20 protein-coding genes and 1 tRNA gene are annotated in these 21,975 nt (G+C 73.2%); 11 read left to right on the forward strand and 10 right to left on the reverse strand.

Annotated elements, in window-relative coordinates; translation table 11 throughout:
- The first annotated feature begins 61 nt into the window (after positions 1-61).
- Positions 62-1,177 carry a galactokinase gene (galK, locus tag AB0J53_RS21785; protein ID WP_219518291.1) on the forward strand — a complete coding sequence of 372 codons (1,116 nt, stop codon included), beginning with the start codon at positions 62-64 and terminating at the stop codon, positions 1,175-1,177.
- A gap of 17 nt (positions 1,178-1,194) precedes the next feature.
- Here galK and AB0J53_RS21790 read toward each other — a convergent pair whose 3' ends face one another.
- From AB0J53_RS21790 to AB0J53_RS21805, 4 genes are all read right to left on the reverse strand, one after another.
- A complete protein-coding gene (locus AB0J53_RS21790; protein WP_219518292.1) occupies positions 1,195-1,968 on the reverse strand; it encodes an enoyl-CoA hydratase-related protein in 774 nt (257 codons plus the stop codon).
- 41 nt (positions 1,969-2,009) lie between these two features.
- Complete coding sequence (locus AB0J53_RS21795; RefSeq protein WP_308126222.1) at positions 2,010-3,119, reverse strand: nitric oxide synthase oxygenase; 1,110 nt, start codon at positions 3,117-3,119, stop codon at positions 2,010-2,012.
- A gap of 229 nt (positions 3,120-3,348) precedes the next feature.
- Entirely contained in the window at positions 3,349-4,557 is a 1,209-nt protein-coding gene (locus AB0J53_RS21800; protein ID WP_364174999.1) for a pentapeptide repeat-containing protein, read from the reverse strand.
- Positions 4,558-4,723: 166 nt separating this feature from the next.
- Positions 4,724-4,795: transfer RNA gene (locus AB0J53_RS21805), tRNA-Asn, on the reverse strand.
- A 124-nt stretch (positions 4,796-4,919) separates the two neighbouring features.
- Between AB0J53_RS21805 and AB0J53_RS21810 the strand changes: the two genes are divergently transcribed.
- On the forward strand, positions 4,920-5,234 hold the full coding sequence (locus tag AB0J53_RS21810) for a YtxH domain-containing protein (protein ID WP_219518294.1): 315 nt from the start codon (positions 4,920-4,922) through the stop codon (positions 5,232-5,234).
- 37 nt (positions 5,235-5,271) lie between these two features.
- Here AB0J53_RS21810 and AB0J53_RS21815 read toward each other — a convergent pair whose 3' ends face one another.
- The 3 genes from AB0J53_RS21815 to AB0J53_RS21825 are packed head-to-tail and all read right to left on the reverse strand — an operon-like array spanning position 5,272 to position 7,219.
- Positions 5,272-5,745, reverse strand: coding sequence for a hypothetical protein (locus AB0J53_RS21815; protein ID WP_364175002.1), 474 nt, complete (start codon positions 5,743-5,745; stop codon positions 5,272-5,274).
- Complete coding sequence (locus AB0J53_RS21820; protein ID WP_364175004.1) at positions 5,742-7,028, reverse strand: hypothetical protein; 1,287 nt, start codon at positions 7,026-7,028, stop codon at positions 5,742-5,744. The genes AB0J53_RS21815 and AB0J53_RS21820 overlap by 4 nt, the downstream gene beginning before the upstream one ends.
- Before the next feature lie 32 nt (positions 7,029-7,060).
- The gene (locus AB0J53_RS21825) at positions 7,061-7,219 is read right to left on the reverse strand and encodes a hypothetical protein (RefSeq protein WP_219518299.1); all 159 of its coding nucleotides are present in this window, start codon (positions 7,217-7,219) and stop codon (positions 7,061-7,063) included.
- A 184-nt stretch (positions 7,220-7,403) separates the two neighbouring features.
- Here AB0J53_RS21825 and AB0J53_RS21830 point away from each other — a divergent pair, with 184 nt between their 5' ends.
- The 8 genes from AB0J53_RS21830 (at position 7,404) to AB0J53_RS21865 (ending at position 16,290) form a co-directional block, all read left to right on the forward strand.
- Positions 7,404-8,573, forward strand: a complete 1,170-nt coding sequence (locus AB0J53_RS21830; protein WP_364175007.1) for a hypothetical protein — start codon at positions 7,404-7,406, stop codon at positions 8,571-8,573.
- Positions 8,570-10,792 (forward strand): tetratricopeptide repeat protein, encoded by a 2,223-nt coding sequence (locus tag AB0J53_RS21835; RefSeq protein ID WP_364175010.1) that lies wholly within the window; start codon positions 8,570-8,572, stop codon positions 10,790-10,792. Before AB0J53_RS21830 ends, AB0J53_RS21835 begins: the two co-directional genes overlap by 4 nt.
- On the forward strand, positions 10,789-11,676 hold the full coding sequence (locus AB0J53_RS21840) for a protein phosphatase 2C domain-containing protein (protein ID WP_364175013.1): 888 nt from the start codon (positions 10,789-10,791) through the stop codon (positions 11,674-11,676). Before AB0J53_RS21835 ends, AB0J53_RS21840 begins: the two co-directional genes overlap by 4 nt.
- Positions 11,669-12,958: a VWA domain-containing protein gene (locus tag AB0J53_RS21845; protein ID WP_364175016.1), complete on the forward strand. Its 1,290-nt coding sequence runs from the start codon at positions 11,669-11,671 to the stop codon at positions 12,956-12,958. Before AB0J53_RS21840 ends, AB0J53_RS21845 begins: the two co-directional genes overlap by 8 nt.
- Complete coding sequence (locus AB0J53_RS21850) at positions 12,958-13,659, forward strand: FHA domain-containing protein (RefSeq protein WP_364175019.1); 702 nt, start codon at positions 12,958-12,960, stop codon at positions 13,657-13,659. The genes AB0J53_RS21845 and AB0J53_RS21850 overlap by 1 nt, the downstream gene beginning before the upstream one ends.
- Positions 13,656-15,068, forward strand: a complete 1,413-nt coding sequence (locus AB0J53_RS21855) for a hypothetical protein (protein WP_364175022.1) — start codon at positions 13,656-13,658, stop codon at positions 15,066-15,068. Before AB0J53_RS21850 ends, AB0J53_RS21855 begins: the two co-directional genes overlap by 4 nt.
- Positions 15,065-15,880, forward strand: coding sequence for a transporter substrate-binding domain-containing protein (locus AB0J53_RS21860; protein WP_357585064.1), 816 nt, complete (start codon positions 15,065-15,067; stop codon positions 15,878-15,880). The genes AB0J53_RS21855 and AB0J53_RS21860 overlap by 4 nt, the downstream gene beginning before the upstream one ends.
- A 95-nt stretch (positions 15,881-15,975) precedes the next feature.
- Entirely contained in the window at positions 15,976-16,290 is a 315-nt protein-coding gene (locus AB0J53_RS21865; protein ID WP_219509550.1) for a hypothetical protein, read from the forward strand.
- A 51-nt stretch (positions 16,291-16,341) separates the two neighbouring features.
- Here the strand turns inward: AB0J53_RS21865 and rpoD are convergent, their stop codons facing one another.
- Both rpoD and dnaG read right to left on the reverse strand, forming a co-directional pair.
- Positions 16,342-17,445 carry an RNA polymerase sigma factor RpoD gene (rpoD, locus tag AB0J53_RS21870; RefSeq protein ID WP_364175026.1) on the reverse strand — a complete coding sequence of 368 codons (1,104 nt, stop codon included), beginning with the start codon at positions 17,443-17,445 and terminating at the stop codon, positions 16,342-16,344.
- A 297-nt stretch (positions 17,446-17,742) separates the two neighbouring features.
- Positions 17,743-19,584: a DNA primase gene (gene dnaG, locus AB0J53_RS21875; RefSeq protein WP_219509548.1), complete on the reverse strand. Its 1,842-nt coding sequence runs from the start codon at positions 19,582-19,584 to the stop codon at positions 17,743-17,745.
- Positions 19,585-19,789: 205 nt separating this feature from the next.
- Between dnaG and AB0J53_RS21880 the strand changes: the two genes are divergently transcribed.
- Positions 19,790-20,668 carry a peptidoglycan DD-metalloendopeptidase family protein gene (locus AB0J53_RS21880; protein WP_364175029.1) on the forward strand — a complete coding sequence of 293 codons (879 nt, stop codon included), beginning with the start codon at positions 19,790-19,792 and terminating at the stop codon, positions 20,666-20,668.
- A gap of 6 nt (positions 20,669-20,674) precedes the next feature.
- Here the strand turns inward: AB0J53_RS21880 and AB0J53_RS21885 are convergent, their stop codons facing one another.
- Positions 20,675-21,895: a deoxyguanosinetriphosphate triphosphohydrolase gene (locus AB0J53_RS21885; RefSeq protein ID WP_364175031.1), complete on the reverse strand. Its 1,221-nt coding sequence runs from the start codon at positions 21,893-21,895 to the stop codon at positions 20,675-20,677.
- Positions 21,896-21,975: the final 80 nt, after the last annotated feature.

Here is a 21,975-nt window from a genome sequence, read left to right on the forward strand (position 1 = left end):
TCGCCCCGTGGTGCCCGTGGCGCTAGTCTACGGTCGGGCCAATGTTGAGGAGTGTTGGATTATGCGGGTTGTTGAAGCTTTCCGTGCCGCGTACGGCTCGGACCCCGAGACGGTCTGGCACGCGCCCGGCCGCGTCAACCTGATCGGCGAGCACACCGACTACAACGACGGCTTCGTGCTGCCGTTCGCGGTGCCGTGGGGCGTCACCGCCGCCGTCACGCCGCGCGCGGACCGCACGATCCGCCTGCTCTCGCTGCAGTCCGGCTCCCCCGAGCCCGTCACGATCGCCGCCCACGAGGAGTCGCGCGGCTGGACCCGCTACGTCGTCGGCGTCCTGGCCATGCTGGGCGACCGGGTGCCCGGCGCCGACATCGCGGTCGACGGCGACGTGCCGCAGGGCGCCGGGCTGAGCTCCAGCGCCGCCCTGGAGGTGTCGGTCGCCTCCGCGCTCGACGACCTGCACGGCCTCGGCCTCACGCCCATGGAGATCGCGCTGCTCTCCCAGCGCGCCGAGAACGACTTCGTCGGCATGCCCTGCGGCATCATGGACCAGGCCGCCTCCGCGCTGTGCAAGGAGGGCCAGGCGCTGTTCCTCGACTGCCGCTCGCTCGGCTCCCGGGGGATCCCGCTCGACCTGGCGGCCGAGGGGCTGAGCACGCTGATCATCGACACCGGCGTGCACCACGAGCACGCGGGCGGCGAGTACGCCAAGCGGCGCGCCGAGTGCGAGTCGGCGGCCCGCAAGCTGGGCGTCGAGGCGCTGCGCGACGTGGACGACCTGGCCGGGGCGCTGGAGCTGCTCCAGGGCGACGAGCGCAAGCGCGTCATGCACGTGGTGACCGAGAACCACCGGGTGGAGGCGCTGGTCGGGATGCTGCGCGCGGGCAAGCCCGCCGAGATCGGCGCGCTGCTCAACGCCTCACACCTGTCGCTGCGCGACCAGTACGAGGTGTCCTCGCCGGAGCTGGACGTGGCCGTGGAGGCCGCGATCCGGGGCGGCGCCCGGGGCGCCCGCATGACCGGCGGCGGCTTCGGCGGCTCGGCGATCGCGCTGGTCGCCGAGGACCGCCTCGACAGCGTCAAGGCGTCGGTCTCGGCCGCCTACGCCGAGCGCTCCTGGGCCGCGCCCCGCTTCCTGCCGGCCACCCCGGCCCGGGGCGCCCACCGCGTCTCCTGACCGAGCGGCCCCCTGGCTCACAGCGGGGGGAAGTTCGGCGGGCGGCGCTCCAGGAAGCTCGCCACGCCCTCGGCGAAGTCGGGCCGCCCGAACGAGGCGGCCATCTCCCGGGCGGCCGCCCGCGCCGCCTCCTCCAGCGACGCCGTCCAGTCGCCCCACACCTGCCGCTTGATCACCGCCATCGAGGCGGGCGACACGTTCGCGGCCAGGTCGGCCGCGTACCGCTGGGCGTGCTCCAGCAGCTCGCCGCCCGGCAGCGCGCGGTTGGCCAGGCCCAGCTCGTACGCCTCCCGCCCGGTGAAGGTGCGGCCGGACAGGAGCACGTCCATCGCCCGCTGCTGGCCCATGACGCGGGGCAGCACCCACGACAGCCCGTACTCGGCGATCAGGCCGCGCCGCGAGAAGGCGGTGGTCCACTTGGCGTCCTCGGCGGTGAAGACCAGGTCGCAGACCAGGGCGTGGACCATGCCGAGCCCGGCGCAGGCGCCGTTGACGGCCGCGACGACCGGCTTGGCGACGGTCGTGGGGAAGGTGACGGGCCGGGGGTCGGGCTCCTCGTCGTAGCTGCCGGTCTGGATGGACGCCAGCGTCTGGAAGTCGGCGCCCGAGCAGAACCCCCGGCCCGCCCCGGTCACCACGATCGCCCGCACGTCCGGGTCCTTCTCCGCCTGCTCCAGCAGGTCGAAGTAGCGGCGGCCCAGGTCGCCGGTCCAGGCGTTGAGCCGGTCGGGACGGTTGAAGGTGAGGGTGAGCACGCCCCGGTCGAGGGCGGAGAGCACGAGTTCGGCCATGCTTAACAGAAGCATGTTCTAGGTCGGGGGTGCAAGGCGGCTCAGTGCCGGGGCACGAAGTTCGGCGTGAGCGTCGGGTTGTCGTAATAGCGGTGGAAGACCGGGGTGACGCCGCCGGAGATGGGCGGCACGATCCACGACCAGTCGGCGGGGCAGGTGCGCCCGGCCTTCTCCTCGCGCGCCAGGTGGGTCAGGAAGCGGCTCGACTCCGTGTGGTGGTCGGTCATCGTCACCCCCGCCGCCGCGAACGAGTGCAGCACCGCCACGTTCAGCTCCACCAGCGCGTGGTCGCGCCAGAGCGAGCGCTCGGTGGAGGTGTCCAGGCCGAGCCGGGCGGCGACCGCCGGGAGCTGGTCGTAGCGGTCGGCGTCGGCCAGGTTGCGCGCCCCGATCTCCGCGCCCATGTACCAGCCGTTGAACGGCGCGCACGGGTAGCAGACGCCGCCGATCTCCAGGCACAGGTTGGAGATCGCCGGGACCGCGTGCCAGCGCAGCCCCAGCTCGGCGAACCAGGCGAACTCCGGATGCGTGATCGGCACCTCCAGCACCGCGTCCCCCGGCAGGTTCGCCAGCAGCGGCCTGCCGCCCGTGCCCGGGTCGACGACCAGCGGCAGCACGTCGAACCTGCCTCCGCCGCCGCCCCGCCACCCCAGCTCGCGGGCCAGCGCCGTGAACGCCACATAGCGCGGATCCCCGGCGACCGAGCCGTCCGGCCGCCGGTATCCGGCGTAGCGGACAAGCTGCTCGTTCAGCACCCTCGGGGCGGGACGGCCGGGCGCGTCGGGCGGGAACACCGTGATCGTCGGCCGGATCCGGCCGTCGCCGGTGGCCTCGCGCAGGTGCGCCACGCACTCCACGGCCACCCCCTCGGCCCCGGTGACGTGCCGCCGGTCACGCACCCTCAGCGACTTCCAGTAGAGGCGGCCGATGCAACGATTGCTGTTGCGCCAGGCCACCCGGGCGCCGAACCGCAGCTCCTCACCGGTGTGGGTGTAGGTGCCCCGGCGGGCGATCTCCCGGGCGACGTCACGTAACCGGGCGTTCAGGCCGCCGCCCGGGTTCTCGGCATGGAAGAGCCTGATGAACCGCTCGGCTTCCCGGGCGTCGGTACGGGGCTCGGTGGGGCGCAGGGACTTGATCCAGGTACGCACGCAGTAACCAGCACATTTCCGTTCACGGAGCGCCCCGCCGATTCCGGGTCGGCGGCGTCTCCTGCCGGCGGCGTCCTCTCCACGCCACCGTCCCGGGCTTGTCCGCGGCAGCCGCCCCGAGGCGGACCCCGGCGCGACGGTCCCATCCTTACCCGCCGATCCCTCCCGTGTCCGGCAAAACACGAAACCGCGTAACCCGCCGACTACACCGGGCTACCTGCACCCCACGTCACCTGATCCGGTCCCAGCAGGTGAACTCCGGCAGGCAGGCGCCGAACCGGGTCTCCCGATCGGTCCTCGCGGCGGCCCGCACCTGCGCCTCGGTGATCCCCGCGACCCCGCGCAGGTCCGCACCGCGCAGATCGGCGCCGGTCAGGGTCGCCCCGCTCAGGTCGGCGCCTCTTAGGAGGGCTCCGGCCAGGTTCGCGCCGGTCAGGTCGGCCCCGGCGAGGTTCGCCCGGAGGAGGTTCGCGCCGAGGTAGCCGGAGACGAGGCCGAGTTCCGCGCCACGCAGCCGGGTGCCGCTCAGGTCGATGATCTGCGCGTCGCTCTCGTCCAGGTACTCGCGCCCGTCCCCGTCCCTGAAGACCGTTTCGTTCGGCGTGGGGCGGCGCGCCAGGACGGTCAGCACCGCCTGCACATCGGTCGCGGGCTTGTCGGCCGTGTCCGCGGAGCCCGCCCCGGGAGCGCGGTCGCGGACGAACGCGGCCAGGACGTCGTGGATGCTCTCGGCGTCACGCCCGGAGTCCTCCGCGAGGCGTTCCAGAGCGTAGACGCCGCCCAGGCGCACCTGCAGCGTGGCGGAGCCGAGCTGCTCGACGGCCTTGGTGTAGCGGTCGGTGATCTGGCCCTGCTGCGCCACCTCCACCGTCCGGGCGGTGTAGATCACCCCTTGGGCGGTGAAGACCAGCCCGCCCAGGAGCAGGAGCCCGGTCACGGACTGGATGAGCATGGCCCGGTGGCTGTCGACCAGGTCGATGCGTTCGCGTACGGTCAGCGCCGCCCGTTCGCGCGCCGTGAAGGGACGGCGTTCACCGGCCAGGCGCCGGGCCAGCGGCCCCAGCACTCCCGCCATCGTCAGCGTCGCGGCGACGGCCAGCGGCATGGCGATGATCCACCACGGGACCTCCGTGTCGGGCAGGCTGGCGAGCAGGAGCGCCAGGTAGAGGCAGCCCAGCGTCGCCGCGGTCCCGCCCAGCAGCCGAAGCGACCCCCAGAGCCTCCCCCACCCCCGGCCTCCGGCGTCCCCGCCAGCCCCCGGCGTGTCCACCGTCGTGTCCACCGTCGTGTCCACCGTCGTGTCCGCCGTCGTGTCCGCCGGCGCGTCCGCTGATGTGCCCGGGGGGTCCGGCCGGTGCGCGGCCCGTCTGGCCCGCGCCGCCGTAGCGGCGGCGAGCACCTCTCGCGCGGGCACCCGGCCCGCCGTCCTTCTCGGCATGCACCATTGGACCGGCTCGCCGCCCTGCTGTCGACCCCTGCTCAGCACCTGACCCGGGACGTGGCGGCGGCTTCCCCCGCCGCGCCGACCTCACCGGACAGGCGACAGATTCCGGGAACGACTCAGGCCCCCTTCCAGGGTCGGAAGGGGGCCTGAGGTGGGCAAGCTCCCGCGATAGGACTCGAACCTATAACCTGCCGGTTAACAGCCGGCTGCTCTGCCGTTGAGCTACGCGGGATTGCGCTTGTGCGCCTGCCGGTGGGGCTTGGCCCCTCCGTCGTGCGCAGGAATAGATTAGCGCACTCCGGGAGTGCGTGTCGCATCGTCATCGGGGTAGGGCGGTGGGAGCGGAGGTGCGAAACATGCGATACCGAATGTCATTCGTCGCCGGTCTGGCGCTGGGCTACGTGCTGGGCAGCCGGGCGGGGCGCGAGCGTTACGAGCAGATCAAGCGCACGGCCCAGCGTGTGGCCGACAGCCCCCGGGTGCAGGAGGCCGCGGGGGTGTTCAACGCGCAGATGTCGAAGGTCGGCGGGATGGCCAAGGAGAAGATCAGCAACCGCCAGATGCCGTTCATGCACAAGCATGACCATGACGGCGATCGGGGCACCGGCTGGCCGGACGAGACGGTCGACCAGACGAAGACCGGAGCCGGACAGACCGGCATGCCCTACTAGCCGCCGCGTGGGCGTGTGGCGGCCGGATCGTCCGGGGTCACACGCCCATGCTGCGCCGCAGTCCTTCGAGGGCCTGCTCCGCCTGGGCGCGCAGCCCGGGGTCGTCGGGGTCGAGGCCGTCGTCGAACACGAGCGTCCAGCCCGTCACCTCCCCGCCCGGCCTGCGTCTGGCCACCAGCCGGACGCCGCCGCGGCCGGGCAGGTCGACGTGCTTGTTGACCACGATGGTGGCGTTGACGCGCTCGCGCACGGTCTCGGGCAGCAGCCCGGGCTCGGTGGTGCCCACCCGGTGGCGTTCGCCGCCGGTGGTGATCAGGTTGAGGCCGTTCTCGTCCCATGAGGCCCGGTCGATGTCCTCGTACGGGATGCGTCCCCCGCCGGGCAGGTGGAGCGCCAGCGTGGTGGCCACCAGGTAGCCGTCGCCGGACGGCGCGAACGTGAGCACCCGCTCCCCCGGCTCGGTCTTCAGGGACCGGCGGGCGTCGGCGGGCAGGCGGCGGAAGACTTTCATCCTTCCAAGGTATCGGCCAGGGCGTCGGCCAGCAGGTCGAGGGTGAGCGCCGCGCTCCAGGAGAAGTCGCGGCAGCCGCGCCCGCTGCCGTCGAACGGGTCGAAGCACTCGCGGAAGCCCGCCTGGCGGACCAGGCGCAGGGTGCCGTTGGTGAGCTGGCGGCCGAGCGCGTCGAGTGCGTGCACGCCGGCGGCGTGGCGCAGCAGCCAGTTGGTGTTCACCCAGGACGGCCCCCGCCAGTAGCGGGTGCGGTCGAACTGGGCGGCGCGGATCTCGCAGCTCGGCACCGGGTAGCCGGTGGCGCCCATGAAGCGGGCCGATTCGAGGATCTCGACGCAGGCGCGGAGCTGTTCGCCGGGCAGGCCGGGGTCGAGCAGCGGCCCGAACGCGCCGACGGTGCAGACCCGGATCAGCCGGTCGGCCCGCAGGTCGCGGGCGTAGAAGCAGCCGTCCCACAGGCGGTCGAGCAGCGCGTGCCTGATGCGGTCGGCGCGTTCGGCGTGCGGGGCGGGGTCGGCGCCGGCCACCCGCGCGAGCTCGGTCATGGCGTGGCAGGAGGCGAGCCAGATGCCGTTGAACATCGGGTCCTCGATGGCGAACGGGTGCTCGTCGCGCAGGTATTCGGGCCGGTAGCCGCTGTCGCGGTAGCGCAGGGCCAGCCACACGTAGCGGTCGTGGTCGCTGTCGGGGTGCCGCTCGTCCAGGTCGAGGTTGCGGTAGCCGTAGCGGATCTCGGGGAGCGCGGCCAGCGGCTCGTCCCAGGCCGGGCTGTCGTCCATGCCCGACTCCCACGGGTGGACGATCGCGGCCAGGCCGGCGCCGCCCAGGTCGCGCGCCTCGGCGAGGTAGGCGTGCTGGGCGGCGAGCGCCGGGAAGGCCAGCCGGACGAGCGCGGCGTCGCCGGTGTGCCGGTAGAGCCACTGCAGGGCGAGCCCGTGCAGCGGCGGCGCGGTGAGCCCGGAGGTGAGCACGCGGGGCGCGGCCTCGTGGTCGTGGGAGCGCCACACCGCCGGGCCGGGGAAGTACGCCTCGGGCGTGTGGAAGACGATGTGCGGCAGCATGCCCGTCGACCACTGGCCCTGTAACAGGCTGAGGAGCTCGGCGCGGGCCCGTTCGGGGTGGTGGCGGGCCAGGCCGATCACCACGAACGCGGAGTCCCAGCTCCATTGGTGCGGGTAGAGGCCGGGCGCGGGCACGGTGGCGCTGCCCGTCCAGTTCGCCTCGAGCACGGACAGTGCCTCGCGCCCGAGGGCGGCGTCGTCGACCGCCGGCCGCGCCTCCATCAACCCACTATGCGCCGGAAGGCCCGCCGAAGCTACGCCCGGCTGAACCACTTCGAGGCGAGCATCACGGCGACGGCCACACCGCCGATGATGAGAACCCACTTGAGCACCCCGAACGCGAAGCCGAGCAGGGGGCCGACGAGGAAGAGTGCGGCGATGACCGCCAGAATGACCAGAAGAATTCGTCCCATGTCCATGACGGTACGAGATCATTTAAGCGAATTGCAGGCGTCAGGGGGTTCAATCAGGGACAAGTCAGGGACCACCCTTACTTCTGGAACCAATACTTCTGGAACCAACCGGTCAGAGCCCCCGTTGTGCCGGTAGACGGCGGGGACCTGCTGCCACGGGAGCGTGATGAGCCTGGGACCACCGATGAGCAGGGAAGGCGCCGAGCACGCGCTGCGAACCCGGGCCGCCGAACGCGACCGCATCTCGGGTGACCTGCTCGACCTGGAGTCGCACACCACCTACCAGCTCCTCAAGGGAGCCTCCTTACGCGGCGCCACGCAGGCGCGCTGGTCGGCGGCGCTGGACGCGCTGGGCACGCTGTGGTCGCTGAACGACGCCTACCGGGCCGTGCTGCGGACCGCCGAGCAGGTCCGGGCCGAGCGCTCCCGGCTGGGCGGCGACCAGCTCGAACGGCTGACGGAGCTGTTGTCGGGGCCGTCGGTGGTGCTGAAGGCCCCGGCCAGGCCCGTCGAGCAGCGCTCGCTGTTACCCCAGGCGGACGAGCGGCTGACGCTGGACGAGACCGTGCTGCGGATGGACGCCGCGTTCCGGACCGCCACGGACGCGCTGACCGAGATCGACGCGGCGTGGACCGCGCTGCTGCCCCGCCTGGACGAGGCCGACCGCACGCTGCGCGACGTGCGCGAGCTGCACGGCCGCCTGGGCGAACCCGCCGACCTGACCTCCGCCGAGTCCGGCCTGGCCCGGCTGCGCGCCGCCGTGCTGGCGGACCCGCTGGACGCCGGGCCGGTCAAGCGGGAGCTGGACCCCCTCCTCCGCCGCCTGGCCGAGACCCGCGCCGGCCTGGAGCGGGCGGTGGCCGTCAAGGACGAGTACGCGACGCGCCGGGAGAACCTCGTGGCCGCCCTGGACGACGTACGCGCCGCCGAGAGCGAGGCCCGGCTGGCGCACGGCCGGGTCGTGGTGAAGATCGCGCTGCCGCCGCAGGCGCAGCCGCGCACCCGGGTGCCGGAGCTGGTGGCCGAGCTGGACGCGCTGGACGTGTCGGCGGGCACCTGGGTGGAGCGGGCCGAGCGGCTGACCGGGCTGGAGGAGCGCGTCCGGCAGGCCGCCGCGCAGGCCAGGGCCACGGCGGCGGCGCTGGCCGGGCTGATCGGCCGGCGGGACGAGCTGCGCGGGCTGCTCGGCGCCAGCCAGGCGAAGGCGGCGCGCCAGGGCACGGTGGAGGACCCCGAGGCCCTGCGGCTGTACGAACGGGCGCGGCTGCTGCTGTGGACGGCGCCCTGTGACCTGACCGAGGCGGCCCAGGCCGTCGAGCTGTACAAGCGTGCGATCCACGGAGGTGGCCGATGACGTCCTGCGCTCAGCCCGGGTGCACGGGCACGATCGACGACGGGTACTGCGACCTGTGCGGTCACCCGGCGGCGGTCGCCACGGCGGCGGGGCCCGTCGTGTTCCCGGCGTCGCCCGCCACGGGCTCCGCCGCGCCGGCCGCCCTGTCCCAGCCCCTGACCGGCCCGCCGGGAGCCGTCAGCAGCCCCATGAGCGGGCCGGTGAGCGGCCCGATGAGCGGCCCGATGAGCGGCGCGGTGACCTCTCCGGCGAGCAGCGGAAGGTCGCGGGCGGGCGTGGTGGCCGGGATCGCCGACCTGCCCTCGGCGCCCTACCGCGACCCGGCGACCGCCGTCATGGCCGACCCGATGGTGCCCGAGAAGAACCGCGTCTGCGCCAACCCCGACTGCGGCCAGCCCGTCGGCCGCACGCGCGACGGCAGGCCGGGCGTGGCCGACGGCTTCTGCCCCAACTGCGGCACCCGGTTCTCCTTCACCCCCAAGCTGACCAAGGGCGACCTGGTGGCGGGGCAGTACCGGGTGCTGGGCTGCCTGGCGCACGGCGGGCTCGGCTGGATCTACCTGGCCGCCGACGAGAACCTGGACGGCCTGTGGGTGGTGCTCAAGGGCCTGCTCAACACCGCCGACGCCGAGGCGCTGGAGTCGGCCGAGGCCGAGAAGAAGTTCCTCACGATGGTCGACCACCCGAACATCGTCAACGTCTTCAACTTCCAGCGCTCCGGCGGCCTCGGCTACATCATCATGGAGTACGTCGGCGGCCAGTCGCTGCTGGACCTGCGCCGGCAGGGGCCGCTGCCGCTGCGTGAGACGCTGATCTACGGCCGGGAGATCCTGCGCGCGTTCGCCTACCTGCACGAGCAGGGCCTGGTCTACTGCGACCTCAAGCCGGCCAACGTGATCCGGGTCGGCAAGCGGCTCAAGCTCATCGACCTCGGCGCCGTACAGCGGCTGGGGTCGCCGGCGGGCACCTCGTGGGTGACGGTCGGCTACCACGCGCCCGAGCTGGACACGCAGCCGTCGTCGGTCTCCTCCGACCTCTACACGGTGGCCCGGACGCTGGCGGTGCTGGCCGTGCCCGGGTTCAGCCCGGCCAAGAACGGCGTGGCGATGCCGCTGCCCGACGACTGCGGGCACGAGTCGTTCACCAGGCTGCTGCGCCGGGCCACGGCGCCGGACCCGGCGGACCGGTTCCAGAGCGCCGAGGAGATGGAGGAGCAGCTCGTCGGCGTGCTGCGGGAGATCAGCGCCGCCGAGGAGGGCGTGCCGTACCCGGCTTCGTCCACGCTGTTCGGGCCGGAACGGCAGGCGGTGGGGGCGGGCCCGGCGGAGTCCGGCCCGCGGGTGTTCGACCCGCTGGACCCGGAGGAGGTCGCGGCGGCGCTGCCGGTGCCGCTGCTGGACCCGGCCGACCCGGCGGCGGGCGCGCTCGCGGGCCTGGCCGGGCGGCTGCCGGACGAGCTGCTGGCCCAGGTGTCGGCGATGGCGCCGACGCCCGAGACGCGGCTCACGCTCGCCAGGCTGCACGCCGAGAGCGGCTCGCCGCAGGCGTTCGCCGTGCTGGACGAGCTGGCCGGCGACCTGCCCCGCGACTGGCGCGTCACCTGGTACCGGGCGGTGGCGGGACTCAGCACCGGCGACCTGCCGAGGGCGGTGGCGATGTTCGACGCGTGCGTGTCGCTGATGCCCGGCGAGATCGCGCCCCGGCTGGGACTGGCCTACGCGCTGGAGCTGTCCGGCCGCCCCGAGGCGACCCGCTGGTACGAGAGCGTGTGGCGGACCGACCACTCCTATGTCGGCGCCGCGTTCGGGCTGGCCAGGACGGCGCGGGTGGACGTGCTCGACGAGGTGCCCGCCACCTCCAGCCACCACGTGCCGGCCCAGCTCGCGCTGGTCGCCGCCGCCGCCAGGACCGCCTCGTCCGGCCCGGACGAGGCGCGCGCCCTGGCCGGCGCCGCCGCCCGCCTGGACCGGCTGCCCGGCCTGGATCCACGCCGCCGCGACCTCCTGGCGGCCGAGGTCCTGCGCGCCGCCCTGACGTGGCTCGGCACCGGCACGCCCGACCCCGCCCTGCGGCTGGCGGGCGCGCCCCTCACCGAACGGGACGTCCGGCGGCGGCTGGAGGCGATCTACCGCGGCCTGGCCGGCGGGGCCGCCTCCCGCCAGGAGCGGCACGCCCTCGTGGACCTGGCCAACGCCGTGCGCCCCCGGACGTGGGTATGAGCTGCCCGCTCTGCGAGGCGCCCGTGGTCGCCGGCGACGCGTTCTGCGAGACCTGCGGCCACCCGCTGACCTCCCCCGCCTGTACGTCCTGCGGCGCGGCGGCCGTGGACGCCGAGGGCTACTGCGAGCGCTGCGGCCTGCGCCAGCCCAGCGGGCGCGACCACGCCGAGCTCGAACTGCCCGGCGGCACCGCCGGGATCACCGACCGCGGCCTGCGCCGCTCCCGCAACGAGGACGCCTTCGCCCTGGCCGTCATGGGCGGGCCGGTCCCCGTACCGGACTCGGCGCGGACCGTCCCGGTGCCGGCGGAGCCGCACGGCGGCGGCCCGCCCGCGGTGGTCGCGGTCGTCTGCGACGGCGTCGGCAGCTCGCCGCGGGCCGACGAGGCGTCGGCCGCCGCCTGCGAGGCCGCCGCCGACGCCCTGACCAGGGGGCTGACCCACGAGGAGGCGTTCGCGCTGGCCGGCCGGGCGGTCGGCAAGCTCGCCACCTCTCCCGACGACGCCCCCGCCTGCACGTACGTGGCGGCGGTCGCCAGGCCCGACCGGGTGAGCATCTGCTGGGCGGGCGACTCGCGCGCCTACTGGCTGCCCGACGGCGTCATGCTGACCGAGGACGACGTCGCCCGCGGCGGCGAGATCACCGCCTGGCTCGGCGCCGACTACCCCGACGTGACGCCCAGGACCCGCGTCTTCACCCCGCCCGGCCCCGGCCTGCTGCTCGTGTGCAGCGACGGCCTGTGGCGCTACCTGAACGGCTACGACTTCCCCGCCGCCGGGACCCCGCTGGCCAGGGCCCGCCGGATGCTGCGCCACGCGCTCGACTCCGGCGGCCACGACAACGTGACCATCTGCCTGATCCCCCTAGGAGGCACGCATGGGTGACCAGCCCACTTTCACGCTCCATGTCGACCAGAACAAGTACCTGCCGACCGACGGCCGCGAGGTGCACGCGGTGCTCACCGTGACGTCGTCGGGCGGCGCCCCGGCGGACGTGTCGGCCACCGAGGCCGCCGAAGTGATCATCGTGGACACGTCGGGCTCGATGAGCGGCAGCAAGATCCGTGACGCCAGGCAGGCCGCCGCCACCGCCGTGGAGACGTTGCGCGAGGGCGCGTACTTCGCGGTGATCTCGGGCACCGGCACCGCCAAGGTCGTGTACCCGGGCGGCGGCCGGCTCGTCCAGGCCAATCAGGCCACCCGGGCGGAGGCGATCCGGGCGATCGGCAAGCTGAGCGCCAGCGGCGGCACCGCGATCGGCGAATGGCTCAAGCTGGCCGGGAACCTGCTGTCGGCCCACCCGAACGCGGTGCGGCACGCCATCCTGATGACCGACGGCCAGAACAACGAGCGCGACTCGGTGTTCGAGTCGGTGCTGAAGGCGTGGAGCGGCAGGTTCACCTGCGACTGCCTGGGCATCGGCACCGACTGGAAGACCGGCGAGCTGCGCAAGGTTGCCGAGGCGCTGCTCGGCACCGTGGAGTTCGTCAGGAACCAGCACGAGCTGGAGGACTTCTTCCGCCGCATCATCCAGACCTCGATGAGCAAGACGGTGCCCGACCTGGCGTTGCGCCTGTGGGCGCCGCAGGGGGCCCGGCTCGTCTTCGTCAAGCAGGTCGTCCCCGAGCTGTTCGACCTGACGGCCAAGCGGGTCGAGGTCAACCCGCTGACCGGCGACTACCCGATCGGGGCGTGGGGCGCCGAGGAGCGCGAGTACCACGTCTGCATCGAGGTGCCGCCGGGACAGCCGGGCCAGGAGATCCGGGCCGGCTGGGTGAAGCTGGTGCGCCCCGACACCCAGGAGGAGTACGCCCGGGGCAACGTGCTCGCCCAGTGGACCGACGACCTGGCGCTGTCGACGCGGATCAACAACCGGGTCGCCCACTACACCGGCCAGGCCGAGCTCAACGACCTCATCCAGGACGGGCTCAGCGCCCGCGCCGCGGGCGACGTCGACGGGGCCACCGCCCGGCTGGGCCGGGCGATGAAGCTCGCCACCGAGTCCGGCCGCGAGGACACCGCCCGCCTGCTCAACAGGCTGGTCGAGGTCGACCCCGGCAGCGGTACGGCCAGGCTGCGCCGGAACGTGGACAAAGCGGACGAGATCGAGCTCGACACCGTGTCGGTCCGCACCAGCAGGCTGCGCAAGAGCGAGGAGGGCAGCTGATGGTGACCTGCCCGCAGGGCCACCAGTCGGACAGCGACGACTACTGCGACACCTGCGGCCTGCAGATCCAGGCCGCGGGCACCACCCCCGCCGCCGGCCGGCGCCCGTCCGAGGCCGCCTCCCCGTCCGCTCCCCCGGCCGCTTCTTCCGGTGGCGCCGGTGGGGCCGTGCCCGCCGTGCCCGCCGAGCCCTGCCCGGTCTGCCAGACGCCGCGCGCCGGGCAGTTCTGCGAGCTGTGCGGCCACTCCTTCGCCGGCGGCGCCGCCCCCGCGCGCGGGGCGGTGACCGGCGGCGGGACCCGCTGGGAGGCCGTCACGGCGGCCGACCGGGCCTACTACGAGCAGGTGATCGCCCAGGGCGGCCCGGACGCCGGCTCCATCGCGTTCCCGCCGTACTGCCCGGAACGGTCCTTCCGGATGGCCGGCGAGCAGGTGCGCATCGGCCGCGAGAGCAAGGCCCGCGGCATCCGGCCGGAGATCGACCTGACCGGCCCGCCGTCCGACCCGGGCGTGTCGCACCTGCACGCGGTGCTGCTCGCCCAGCCGGACGGCTCCTGGACGCTCGTCGACCCCGGCTCCGCCAACGGCACCTACGTCAACGGCAAGCCCGTCACCGTGAACGTGCCCGTACCCGTGGGCCTGGGCGACCGCATCCACCTCGGCGCGTGGACGGTCATCACGATCAGGGAGGGCACGCCTTGACGATGACGCCCACCGCGCCCCCCGCCCCGCCCGCGCCGCCGCCGGTCGCGCCCGCCGCGCCCGCCCGGCAGGCCGGGCCCGCGCCCGCGCGGCGCGGCGTGCCCGGCCGGATCCGGCTCCTGACCGGCGTCGCGGCCGCGGCCCTGGCGCTGCTGTTCGGCGCGATCGCGGCCGGCGGCGCGACCGCCGGCGAGGGCCTGCGGGTGATCGGCCGCGACGCCGGTCCCCAGGTCGTCGCCACCGCCGGGCTCTACTTCGGGCTGAGCGACATGGACGCGCAGATCGCCGACGTGCTCGTGATGGGCAGCGGCGACGACGCCCGCCGCCAGGCCGCCATCAAGCGGTACGAGCAGCAGCGCACGATGGCGAACCAGGCGCTGCTGAAGGCGTTCGAGCTGGCCGGGGACGACCCCGCCGAACGGCGCACGATCGAGTCGGTGCTCGACGGGCTGGCCCGCTACGAGCGGCTGGCCGCGCGGGCGCTGCTGCTCGACGAGCAGTCCGGGCACGCCGCCGGCCCGCCGCCGTCCGGGGTGGTGACCGTCTACCGGGAGGCCACGGACCTGATGCGCCAGGTGCTGCTCCCGCAGGCGTACAACCTGACGCTGGAGAGCGGCACGATCGTGCGGCGCACCTACGACGAGACGGCGGTGACGCTGCCGCTCCTGCGGGTGGCGGTGGTGGCGGCCGGGCTGCTGGCCATCGGCTGCCTGGCGTGGCTCCAGGCCTTCCTGGCGCGGCGGTTCCGCCGGATCCTCGGCCCGGCGCTGCTGGCCGCCACCGTGGTGACGCTGGTGGCGACGGTGACCGGGGCGTCGGCGCTCCAGCAGGACGCCGACCACCTGCGCACGGCCAAGGAGGAGGGCTTCGACTCGATCGTCACGCTCGCCAAGGCCCGCGCGATCGGCAACAGCATGCAGGGCGACCAGAGCCGGTTCCTGCTCGACGAGGAGCGGGCCGACACCTACGAGCACACCTACCTGGACAAGGCGCAGCGGCTGCTCTATCTCGAAGCGGGCAACCTGGGCGGCTACCACGCGGCCGTCGCCGGGCGCGACGAGGACTACCGGGGCATGCTGGGCCGCCAGCTCGGCGGCGACCGGGGCCGGGCCGCGCTCGACGCCTGGGCCAGGTTCCAGCGGACGGACGCGACCCTGCGCGCGATGGCGAGCGGGGACCGGCCGGCCGCGGCCGTCGCCTCCCGGCTCGGCTCGGTGCGCGACGCGTTCGACGCCTATGACAAGGAGCTGGTGACGCTCGCGGCCCGGCACCAGGCGGTCTTCGAGCGGGCGGTCGGCGCGGGCCAGTCCGCGCTGGACAACCTGTGGCGGCTGCTCCCGTTCGCGATCGGCGGCATCGGCGTGCTGCTCGTCGCCGGGGTGTGGCCACGTCTGAAGGAGTACCGATGAAGCGGCTGCTGCCCGCGGTCCTGGCCGTGATCGCGATGCTCGCCGCCTCGTGCGGCCTGGCCGGTGACGGCGCGGAGAGCGTCCTGGACAAGGACCGGCTGGTCATCGGCGTGCGCCCCGACCTGCCGCTGGTGGGCTTCCGCAAGGCCGACGGCTCGTTCGAGGGGTTCGACGTCGAGGTGGCCCGCTACATCGCCGGGAAGCTCGGCAAGGAGGCCGAGCTCATCGGCGTGCTGGCCGACGACCGGGACGACGTGCTGGTCGACGGCAAGGCCGACCTGGTCGTGGCCACGTTCACGATCAGCCAGGACCGCAAGGACACCGTGCTGTTCGCGGGCCCGTACCACATCTCCTACCAGGACATCCTGGTGCGGCCGGACGAGAACGGCATCCGCAACGTGCGCGACCTCCGGGGCCGGCGCATCTGCGAGGTGACGGGCTCCAACGCGGCGCGGCGCGTGGTGGAGGAGCGCAAGGTGGCGGCGCGGGTGCTGCCGTTCAAGGACTACGCGGCCTGCATGACGGCGCTGAAGGGCCGCCAGGTCGACGCCATCACCACCAACGACGTCATCCTCGCGGGCCTGGCCAAGCAGGGCGGTGGCGGGCTGCGCCTGGTCGGCACCCAGTTCAACGAGCAGCGCACCGGGGTCGGGCTGCGCAAGGGCGACGTGGCCGGGTGCGAGGAGGTCAACCGGGCGATCATCGACATGTACCAGGACGGGACCGCCGCGCGGCTGCTGGAGAAGTGGTTCGGGGGCACCGGGCTGGTCGTCGACCGGGTCGCCGTGCCGCAGTTCGAGGGGTGCTCGTAGAACGTTGGTGCTCCAGCCGGGCGTCTCCGCGAGATCGGTCACCGCGAGTGGGCAATCTGTAGCGGAGAGTCGTCCCCGGAAAGGAACACCGCTTCATGCACCTGTTCACCCGAACCTCCCTCACCGCCGCCGCGCTCGTCTGCGGCTCCCTGGCCCCGGCCGTCCTCGCCGCCGCGCCGGCCCTGGCCGCGCCCGCGGGCAACGCGCCCGAGTGCGTGGCCGTCTGGGAGACCACCGGCCGCGTCACCAAGACCGGCTACGCGCGCAACGACTGCGACAGGCGGCTGCGCCTGAAGATCGTCTGGGCGCGTGGCACCGACGGCTCCTGCTACACCGTCGACCCCGGCCAGACGATCTCGTCCCAGGTGCCGCGCGGCATCCGGACCTTCGACGGCGCCAACAGCTGCTGACATGCCTCGGGCCGGCGCCCCGCGGGGCGCCGGCCCGAGCGGCCTCACCTGTCAGTCGAGGTAGTCGCGCAGCATCTGCGCCCTGGTCGGGTGGCGGAGCTTGGCGAGGGTCTTCGACTCGATCTGCCGGATGCGCTCCCGCGTGACGCCGAACTCCCTGCCCACCTCCTCCAGCGTGCGGGGATGCCCGTCGGCCAGGCCGAAGCGGAGCTGGATGATGCGCTGCTCGCGGTCGGACAGCGTCGCCAGGATGTCGTCGAGCTGGTCCTGCAGCATGATGAAGGCCGCCGCCTCCATCGGCACCACCGCGTCGGCGTCCTCGATGAAGTCGCCGAGGTCGGAGTCCTCCTCACCGATGGGAGACTGCAGCGACACCGGCTCCTGGGCGATCCGCTGGATCTCCACGACCCGGTCGACCGGCAGGTCCATCTCCGCGGCGATCTCCTCGGGCACCGGCTCGCGGCCGAGGTCCTGATGGAGCTGGCGCTGCACCCTGACGAGCTTGTTGATGGTCTCCACCATGTGCACGGGAATGCGGATGGTCCGCGCCTGGTCGGCGATCGCCCGGGTGATCGCCTGGCGGATCCACCAGGTGGCGTAGGTGGAGAACTTGTAGCCCTTGGTGTAGTCGAACTTCTCCACGGCTCGGATCAGGCCGAGATTGCCCTCCTGGATGAGGTCCAGGAAGAGCATGCCGCGCCCGACATACCTTTTCGCTATCGACACCACGAGCCGCAGGTTCGCCTCGATGAGGCGCTGCTTGGCCCGGGTGCCCTGCCAGACGAGCTCCCTGAATTCCGGGAAGGCCAGACGCGAGACCCCGTTGCCGAGCTTGTCCTCGGCGAACAGGCCGGCTTCGATCGACTTGGCGAGCTCCACCTCCTCTTCGGCCGTCAGCAGGGGCACGCGGCCGATCTCCCGCAGGTAGATGCGGACCAGATCGCTGGTCGGCGCGCGCTTGCCTACGTCTTCCTCATCGGCGCGGGTGGTCTCCTCGTCGCCCTGGGGCTCGAGGACCTCCACACCGTTCTCGGCGAGCATCCGCACGACGCGTTCCAGCGCGTCGGACGGGAGCTCGGATCGGTCGAGCGCGGCTGCGACGTCATCGACGGTTACGCTTCCGCGCTCCCTTCCCTTCGCGACGAGGTCCGCCACCTGGTCTACGGATGGCGGTCCACTTGACAGCACCGATGCACCCACGGGAGACAGTCTGCAGTATTGGTTCCATAAAATGGCAGACCCATTTTTGGCACTGAAGGTAAGGCCGTCACCCTTACGGAATTGAGATCCCTTCAATGTTTAGCCGGAGTTTGATCAGGAAAGTAAAGTCAATTACGCGTTACGGATTGCGTGCCCGGTGTCCCCCCAGGCCGGGCACCGTGGTCTGCCTGCCCGGACGCCTCCGGGCGATTCCCACTCAACCACCCGGATTTACCGTGGTAAAAGGATCTTTCAACTTCCGGCGGCGCGATCACGCAGGACGCGGCGCTGCTGCTCCAAGGCGACCAGCTCGCCGAACAGCCGGTTGTACTCCTGCTGCTCGTCGACCGGATTGAGCCGCTGGATGCGCGACTTCACCTGGGCGATGGCGCGGTCGACCGCGGTGGCCTCGATGGCGGCCAGCATGGCGGCGGCGTAGCGCTCCTCGGCGTGGGAGTCGGCCTGGATCGCCTCCACAGCGAACCGGGTGACCAGCGCGCGGGCGCCCTCGGCGTGGGCGTGCTCCACCAGCCGGTCGACCCAGGCGCGCCCGCCGGGCCCGGCCGCGGCCAGCCCGCCCGCCGCCACGATGACCTGGTGCAGCGCCAGGTGGTCGGGGGCGGTGAACGCCTGCTGGTCGAGCGCGTCGAAACGCGGCCCCAGCAGCGCGGGCCGCTGCACCGCCAGCTTGAGCAGCTCGGCCTCCACCCGCACGTGCGGGTCGACGGGCGCGGGCCTGGGGGCGCGCTGGGGGCGGCCCTGCTGCGTCTGGGCGGCGTCGGCGATGCGCTGGATGACGAACCGCTCGTCCATGAAGCCCAGCCACCGGTCGAGGTCGATCGCGTAGCGCTTGCGCAGCCCGGCGTCCTTGATCCCGGCCACGATGGGCGCCGCCGCGTCGAGCGCCGCGATCTTGCCCTCGTTGCTGCGCAGGTCGTAGCGGGAGATCGTGCTGCGGATGGCGAACTGGAACAGCGGCTCGCGCCCGGCGATCAGGTCGCGCACCGCCGCGTCGCCCTGCTTGATCCGCAGGTCGCACGGGTCGAGCCCGTCGGCCTGGACCGCCACGTACGTCTGGGTGACGAACTTCTGGTCGTCGGCGAACGCGCGCAGCGCTGCCTTCTGGCCCGCCGCGTCGCCGTCGAAGGTGAACACCACCTCGCCGCGGAACTCGGCCTGGTCGAGCAGGAACCGGCGCAGGATCTTGATGTGCTCCTCGCCGAACGAGGTGCCGCAGGTCGCCACCGCCGTGGGCACCCCGGCCAGGTGACAGGCCATCACGTCGGTGTAGCCCTCGACGATGACCGCCTGGGCGCGCTTGGAGATCTCGCGCTTGGCCAGGTCGAGGCCGTAGAGCACCTGGCTCTTCTTGTAGAGCGGCGAATCGGGGGTGTTGAGGTATTTGGGGCCGTCGTCGGCGTCGATCAGCTTGCGCGCGCCGAACCCGATCACGTCGCCGGTGGCGTCGCGGATCGGCCAGATCAGCCGCCCCCGGAACCGGTCGATCGGGCCGCGCCTGCCCTGCTTGGCCAGGCCGCCCTTGACGATCTCGTCGGCGCTGAAGCCGCGCGCCATCAGGTGGCGGGCCAGCGCCTCCCACTCGTTGGGCGCGTAGCCCACGCCGAACAGCTCGGCGTCGGCCCGCTCGAAGCCCCGCTCGGACAGGAACCGCCGCCCGGCGGCCGCGTCGGGGCCGAACAGCTTGTCGGCGTAGAACTCGGCGGCGACCTTGTGCGCCTCGATCAGCCGAGCCCGCTCCCCGTGGTCGCGCCGCGGCACGTAGCCGCCCTGCTCGTACTGCAACTGGATGCCGGCGCGCTGCGCCAGCCGCTCGACGGCCTCGCCGAACGACAGGTGCTCGATCTTCTCGACGAACGTGATCACGTCGCCGCCCTCGGAGCAGCCGAAGCAGAAGAACATGCCGCGCTCGGGGGTGACGTTGAACGACGGGCTCTTCTCGTCGTGGAAGGGGCACAGGCCCTTGAGATTGCCCCCGCCGGCGTTGCGCAACTGGATGTGCTCGCCGATCACGTCGGCGATGGGGGAACGCTCGCGTACGAGCGCGATGTCGACATCACGGATCCGGCCAGCCACGCGGTGAGTCTATTCGGCTCCCCCGACAGACTCTCACCGACGGGCGACCCGACAGCGGGCACCGCCGGATAGGGGAACAGCATCCGTCACACTCTTCCCTCCGAGAGCGGACAGCATCCGATAGCGGAAAAGCTGTTATGGGAACGCCCCCCGTCGGCTACAAAGGTAAAGGCTGGGGTCGGATACGGTGACGCGGGTGGAGATCATGCGGAGCACACGGTGGGTGGCGGCGACGGCTGCCCTGCTCGCGGTCGCCGCGTGCAGCCCGGCGACCGGGGTCGCCGGGGTCAGCGCGCGGACGCCGGCCTCGCCCGGCACGTCCGGCGCGCCGAGCTCGCCGGGCACGGGCGGCTCGGCGGCCGTGACCGCGACGATCCCGCCGCCGACGCCCGAGCGGCAGGCGTCGGTGCGCGCCCCCGAGGGCGACGACCCGGTACGGGTGCCGCCGCCCAAGCTGTCGAAGTACACCTACACGTTCCCGGTCAGGGGCTGCCGGGTGAGCTACCAGCGCAGGCTCCTGGTGCTGCCCAAGACGACGATCTGGGCGGCCGAGGGGTGCGCGTTCGTGGCGCCGGTCGGCGGCGTCGTGGACGAGGTCAACACGCGCAACCGCTGGCTGCCGTCCACCGACGCGGGCGCGCACCGGGAGGGCCGCTTCGTCACGATCATCGGTGACGACGGCGTCCGCTACCTGGGCGGGCATCTCGACAGCGTCGCCGACGGGATCAGGCCGGGCGTCCGCGTCTCCGGCGGCCAGGTGCTGGGCACGGTGGGCAACTCGGGCAACGCCCGCACCACCGGGCCGAACCTCTACTTCGCGATCTCCTGGAAGACCGGGCCGTCGCTGTGGTGGGTGCGCCGGGGCATGGTGGAGCCGTGGGACTACCTGGACGCCTGGCTGTCGGGCAACCGCACGCTGTCGCCCCGGCAGGAGACGCTGGCGATGCGCGCCAGGCTGGGCGAGTCGCCGCGCTGCACGGTCCTGTGCGCGTCGAAGAAGGCGCCGAAGACCACGAAGTCGCCCAAGCCGGACGACGACCCGTTCACGCTCAACCCGACGGGCAACCCGGCCACCATGCAGTGACGCGGGTCAGCGGCTGAGCCGCCGGTGCCAGCCGACGGCGGAGGTGTCGGTGAGCGAGGCGATCTGGTCGATGACGACCCTGACGCGGGCCTTGTCGTCGGGCGCCGCCAGGAAGGCGGGCCGGAAGGCGGGCTCCAGCGTGCCGGGGGCGCCGAGCGTGATCAGCGAGGCCAGCTCGCTGATCAGGTCGCGCTGCCTGGCCTGGGTGGCGTGGTGGTCGTCGGTGGTCATCACGTAGTGGGCGGTGATGCCCTTGAGCAGGGCGCACTCCAGCCGGGTGGTCTCCGGGACGAGCAGGTCGGCCCGGTGGCGGGGCCCGTACGCGCCGATGGTGGCGCTCTGCGCGGCGCGGCAGAAGCGGCCGATGAGGCCGCTGGTGAGGGCCTTGAGCCCGGCCAGGTCGGCGAACGTGGCCGCGAACCGGCGCGGCCACAGCGGCTCGGCCACCAGGGCGGCGAAGACCTCCTCCAGCTCGCCCAGGTCGGCGCCGGGCGCGTACCAGGTGCGGGTGATCTCGCACACCTGCCTGCGCTCGGCGGGCGAGCGGAGCGCCTCGGGGGTGACGTGGCCGGAGTGCAGCGCGTCCTCCAGGTCGTGCACCGAGTAGGCGACGTCGTCGGCCCAGTCCATGATCTGGGCCTCGAAGCTGACGCGGCCCTCGGGGGCGCCTTCCCTGATCCAGCGGAAGACGGGCAGGTCGTCGTCGTAGACACCGAACTTGGCCGACCGGTCGCGGGTCCACGGGTATTTGACGGAGGCGTCGAGGGCGGCCCTGGTCAGGTTGAGCCCGGCGCTGGTGCCGTCGGCGGCGATCACCTTGGGCTCCAGGCGGGTGAGCAGGCGCAGGCTCTGCGCGTTGCCCTCGAACCCGCCGCAGCCCTCGGCCAGGGCGTTGAGCGCGACCTCGCCGTTGTGGCCGAACGGCGGGTGGCCCAGGTCGTGCGCGAGGCAGGCGGTCTCGACCAGGTCGGGGTCGACGCCGAGGGTGGCGCCCATCTCCCTGCCGACCTGGCCGCACTCCAGCGAGTGGGTCAGCCGGGTGCGCGGGACGTGCTGGCCGACGCCGAGCGTCTCGCCCGGCCCGACGACCTGGGTCTTGGCGGCCAGCCTGCGGAGCGCGGAGCTGTGCAGGATGCGGGCGCGGTCGCGCTCGAACGGGCTGCGCTCGGGGTTGCCGGGCGGCTCCGGGACCCATCGGGCCTGATCGTGCGTGTCGTAGGCGGCCATAAGTGCAGTGATTTTATCCAGATTCCGGACTCCGCTAGTGTCAAGCCTCGCGAGAACCCCCTTCCCCGGGAGCCCTCCCC

The organism is Nonomuraea sp. NPDC049725 (assembly GCF_040674795.1).
Lineage (GTDB): Bacteria > Actinomycetota > Actinomycetes > Streptosporangiales > Streptosporangiaceae > Nonomuraea > Nonomuraea ceibae.

What these genes read in the sequence shown, in the direction of transcription:
- galK (WP_219518291.1), top strand. Translation starts at nt 62, where the DNA reads ATGCGGGTTGTTGAAGCTTTCCGTGCCGCGTACGGCTCGGACCCCGAG.
- AB0J53_RS21790 (WP_219518292.1), bottom strand. Translation starts at nt 1,968, where the DNA reads ATGGCCGAACTCGTGCTCTCCGCCCTCGACCGGGGCGTGCTCACCCTC.
- AB0J53_RS21800 (WP_364174999.1), bottom strand. Translation starts at nt 4,557, where the DNA reads ATGCCGAGAAGGACGGCGGGCCGGGTGCCCGCGCGAGAGGTGCTCGCC.
- AB0J53_RS21810 (WP_219518294.1), top strand. Translation starts at nt 4,920, where the DNA reads ATGCGATACCGAATGTCATTCGTCGCCGGTCTGGCGCTGGGCTACGTG.
- AB0J53_RS21815 (WP_364175002.1), bottom strand. Translation starts at nt 5,745, where the DNA reads ATGAAAGTCTTCCGCCGCCTGCCCGCCGACGCCCGCCGGTCCCTGAAG.
- AB0J53_RS21820 (WP_364175004.1), bottom strand. Translation starts at nt 7,028, where the DNA reads ATGGAGGCGCGGCCGGCGGTCGACGACGCCGCCCTCGGGCGCGAGGCA.
- AB0J53_RS21825 (WP_219518299.1), bottom strand. Translation starts at nt 7,219, where the DNA reads ATGGGACGAATTCTTCTGGTCATTCTGGCGGTCATCGCCGCACTCTTC.
- AB0J53_RS21830 (WP_364175007.1), top strand. Translation starts at nt 7,404, where the DNA reads ATGAGCAGGGAAGGCGCCGAGCACGCGCTGCGAACCCGGGCCGCCGAA.
- AB0J53_RS21835 (WP_364175010.1), top strand. Translation starts at nt 8,570, where the DNA reads ATGACGTCCTGCGCTCAGCCCGGGTGCACGGGCACGATCGACGACGGG.
- AB0J53_RS21840 (WP_364175013.1), top strand. Translation starts at nt 10,789, where the DNA reads ATGAGCTGCCCGCTCTGCGAGGCGCCCGTGGTCGCCGGCGACGCGTTC.
- AB0J53_RS21845 (WP_364175016.1), top strand. Translation starts at nt 11,669, where the DNA reads ATGGGTGACCAGCCCACTTTCACGCTCCATGTCGACCAGAACAAGTAC.
- AB0J53_RS21850 (WP_364175019.1), top strand. Translation starts at nt 12,958, where the DNA reads ATGGTGACCTGCCCGCAGGGCCACCAGTCGGACAGCGACGACTACTGC.
- AB0J53_RS21860 (WP_357585064.1), top strand. Translation starts at nt 15,065, where the DNA reads ATGAAGCGGCTGCTGCCCGCGGTCCTGGCCGTGATCGCGATGCTCGCC.
- AB0J53_RS21865 (WP_219509550.1), top strand. Translation starts at nt 15,976, where the DNA reads ATGCACCTGTTCACCCGAACCTCCCTCACCGCCGCCGCGCTCGTCTGC.
- AB0J53_RS21880 (WP_364175029.1), top strand. Translation starts at nt 19,790, where the DNA reads ATGCGGAGCACACGGTGGGTGGCGGCGACGGCTGCCCTGCTCGCGGTC.
- AB0J53_RS21885 (WP_364175031.1), bottom strand. Translation starts at nt 21,895, where the DNA reads ATGGCCGCCTACGACACGCACGATCAGGCCCGATGGGTCCCGGAGCCG.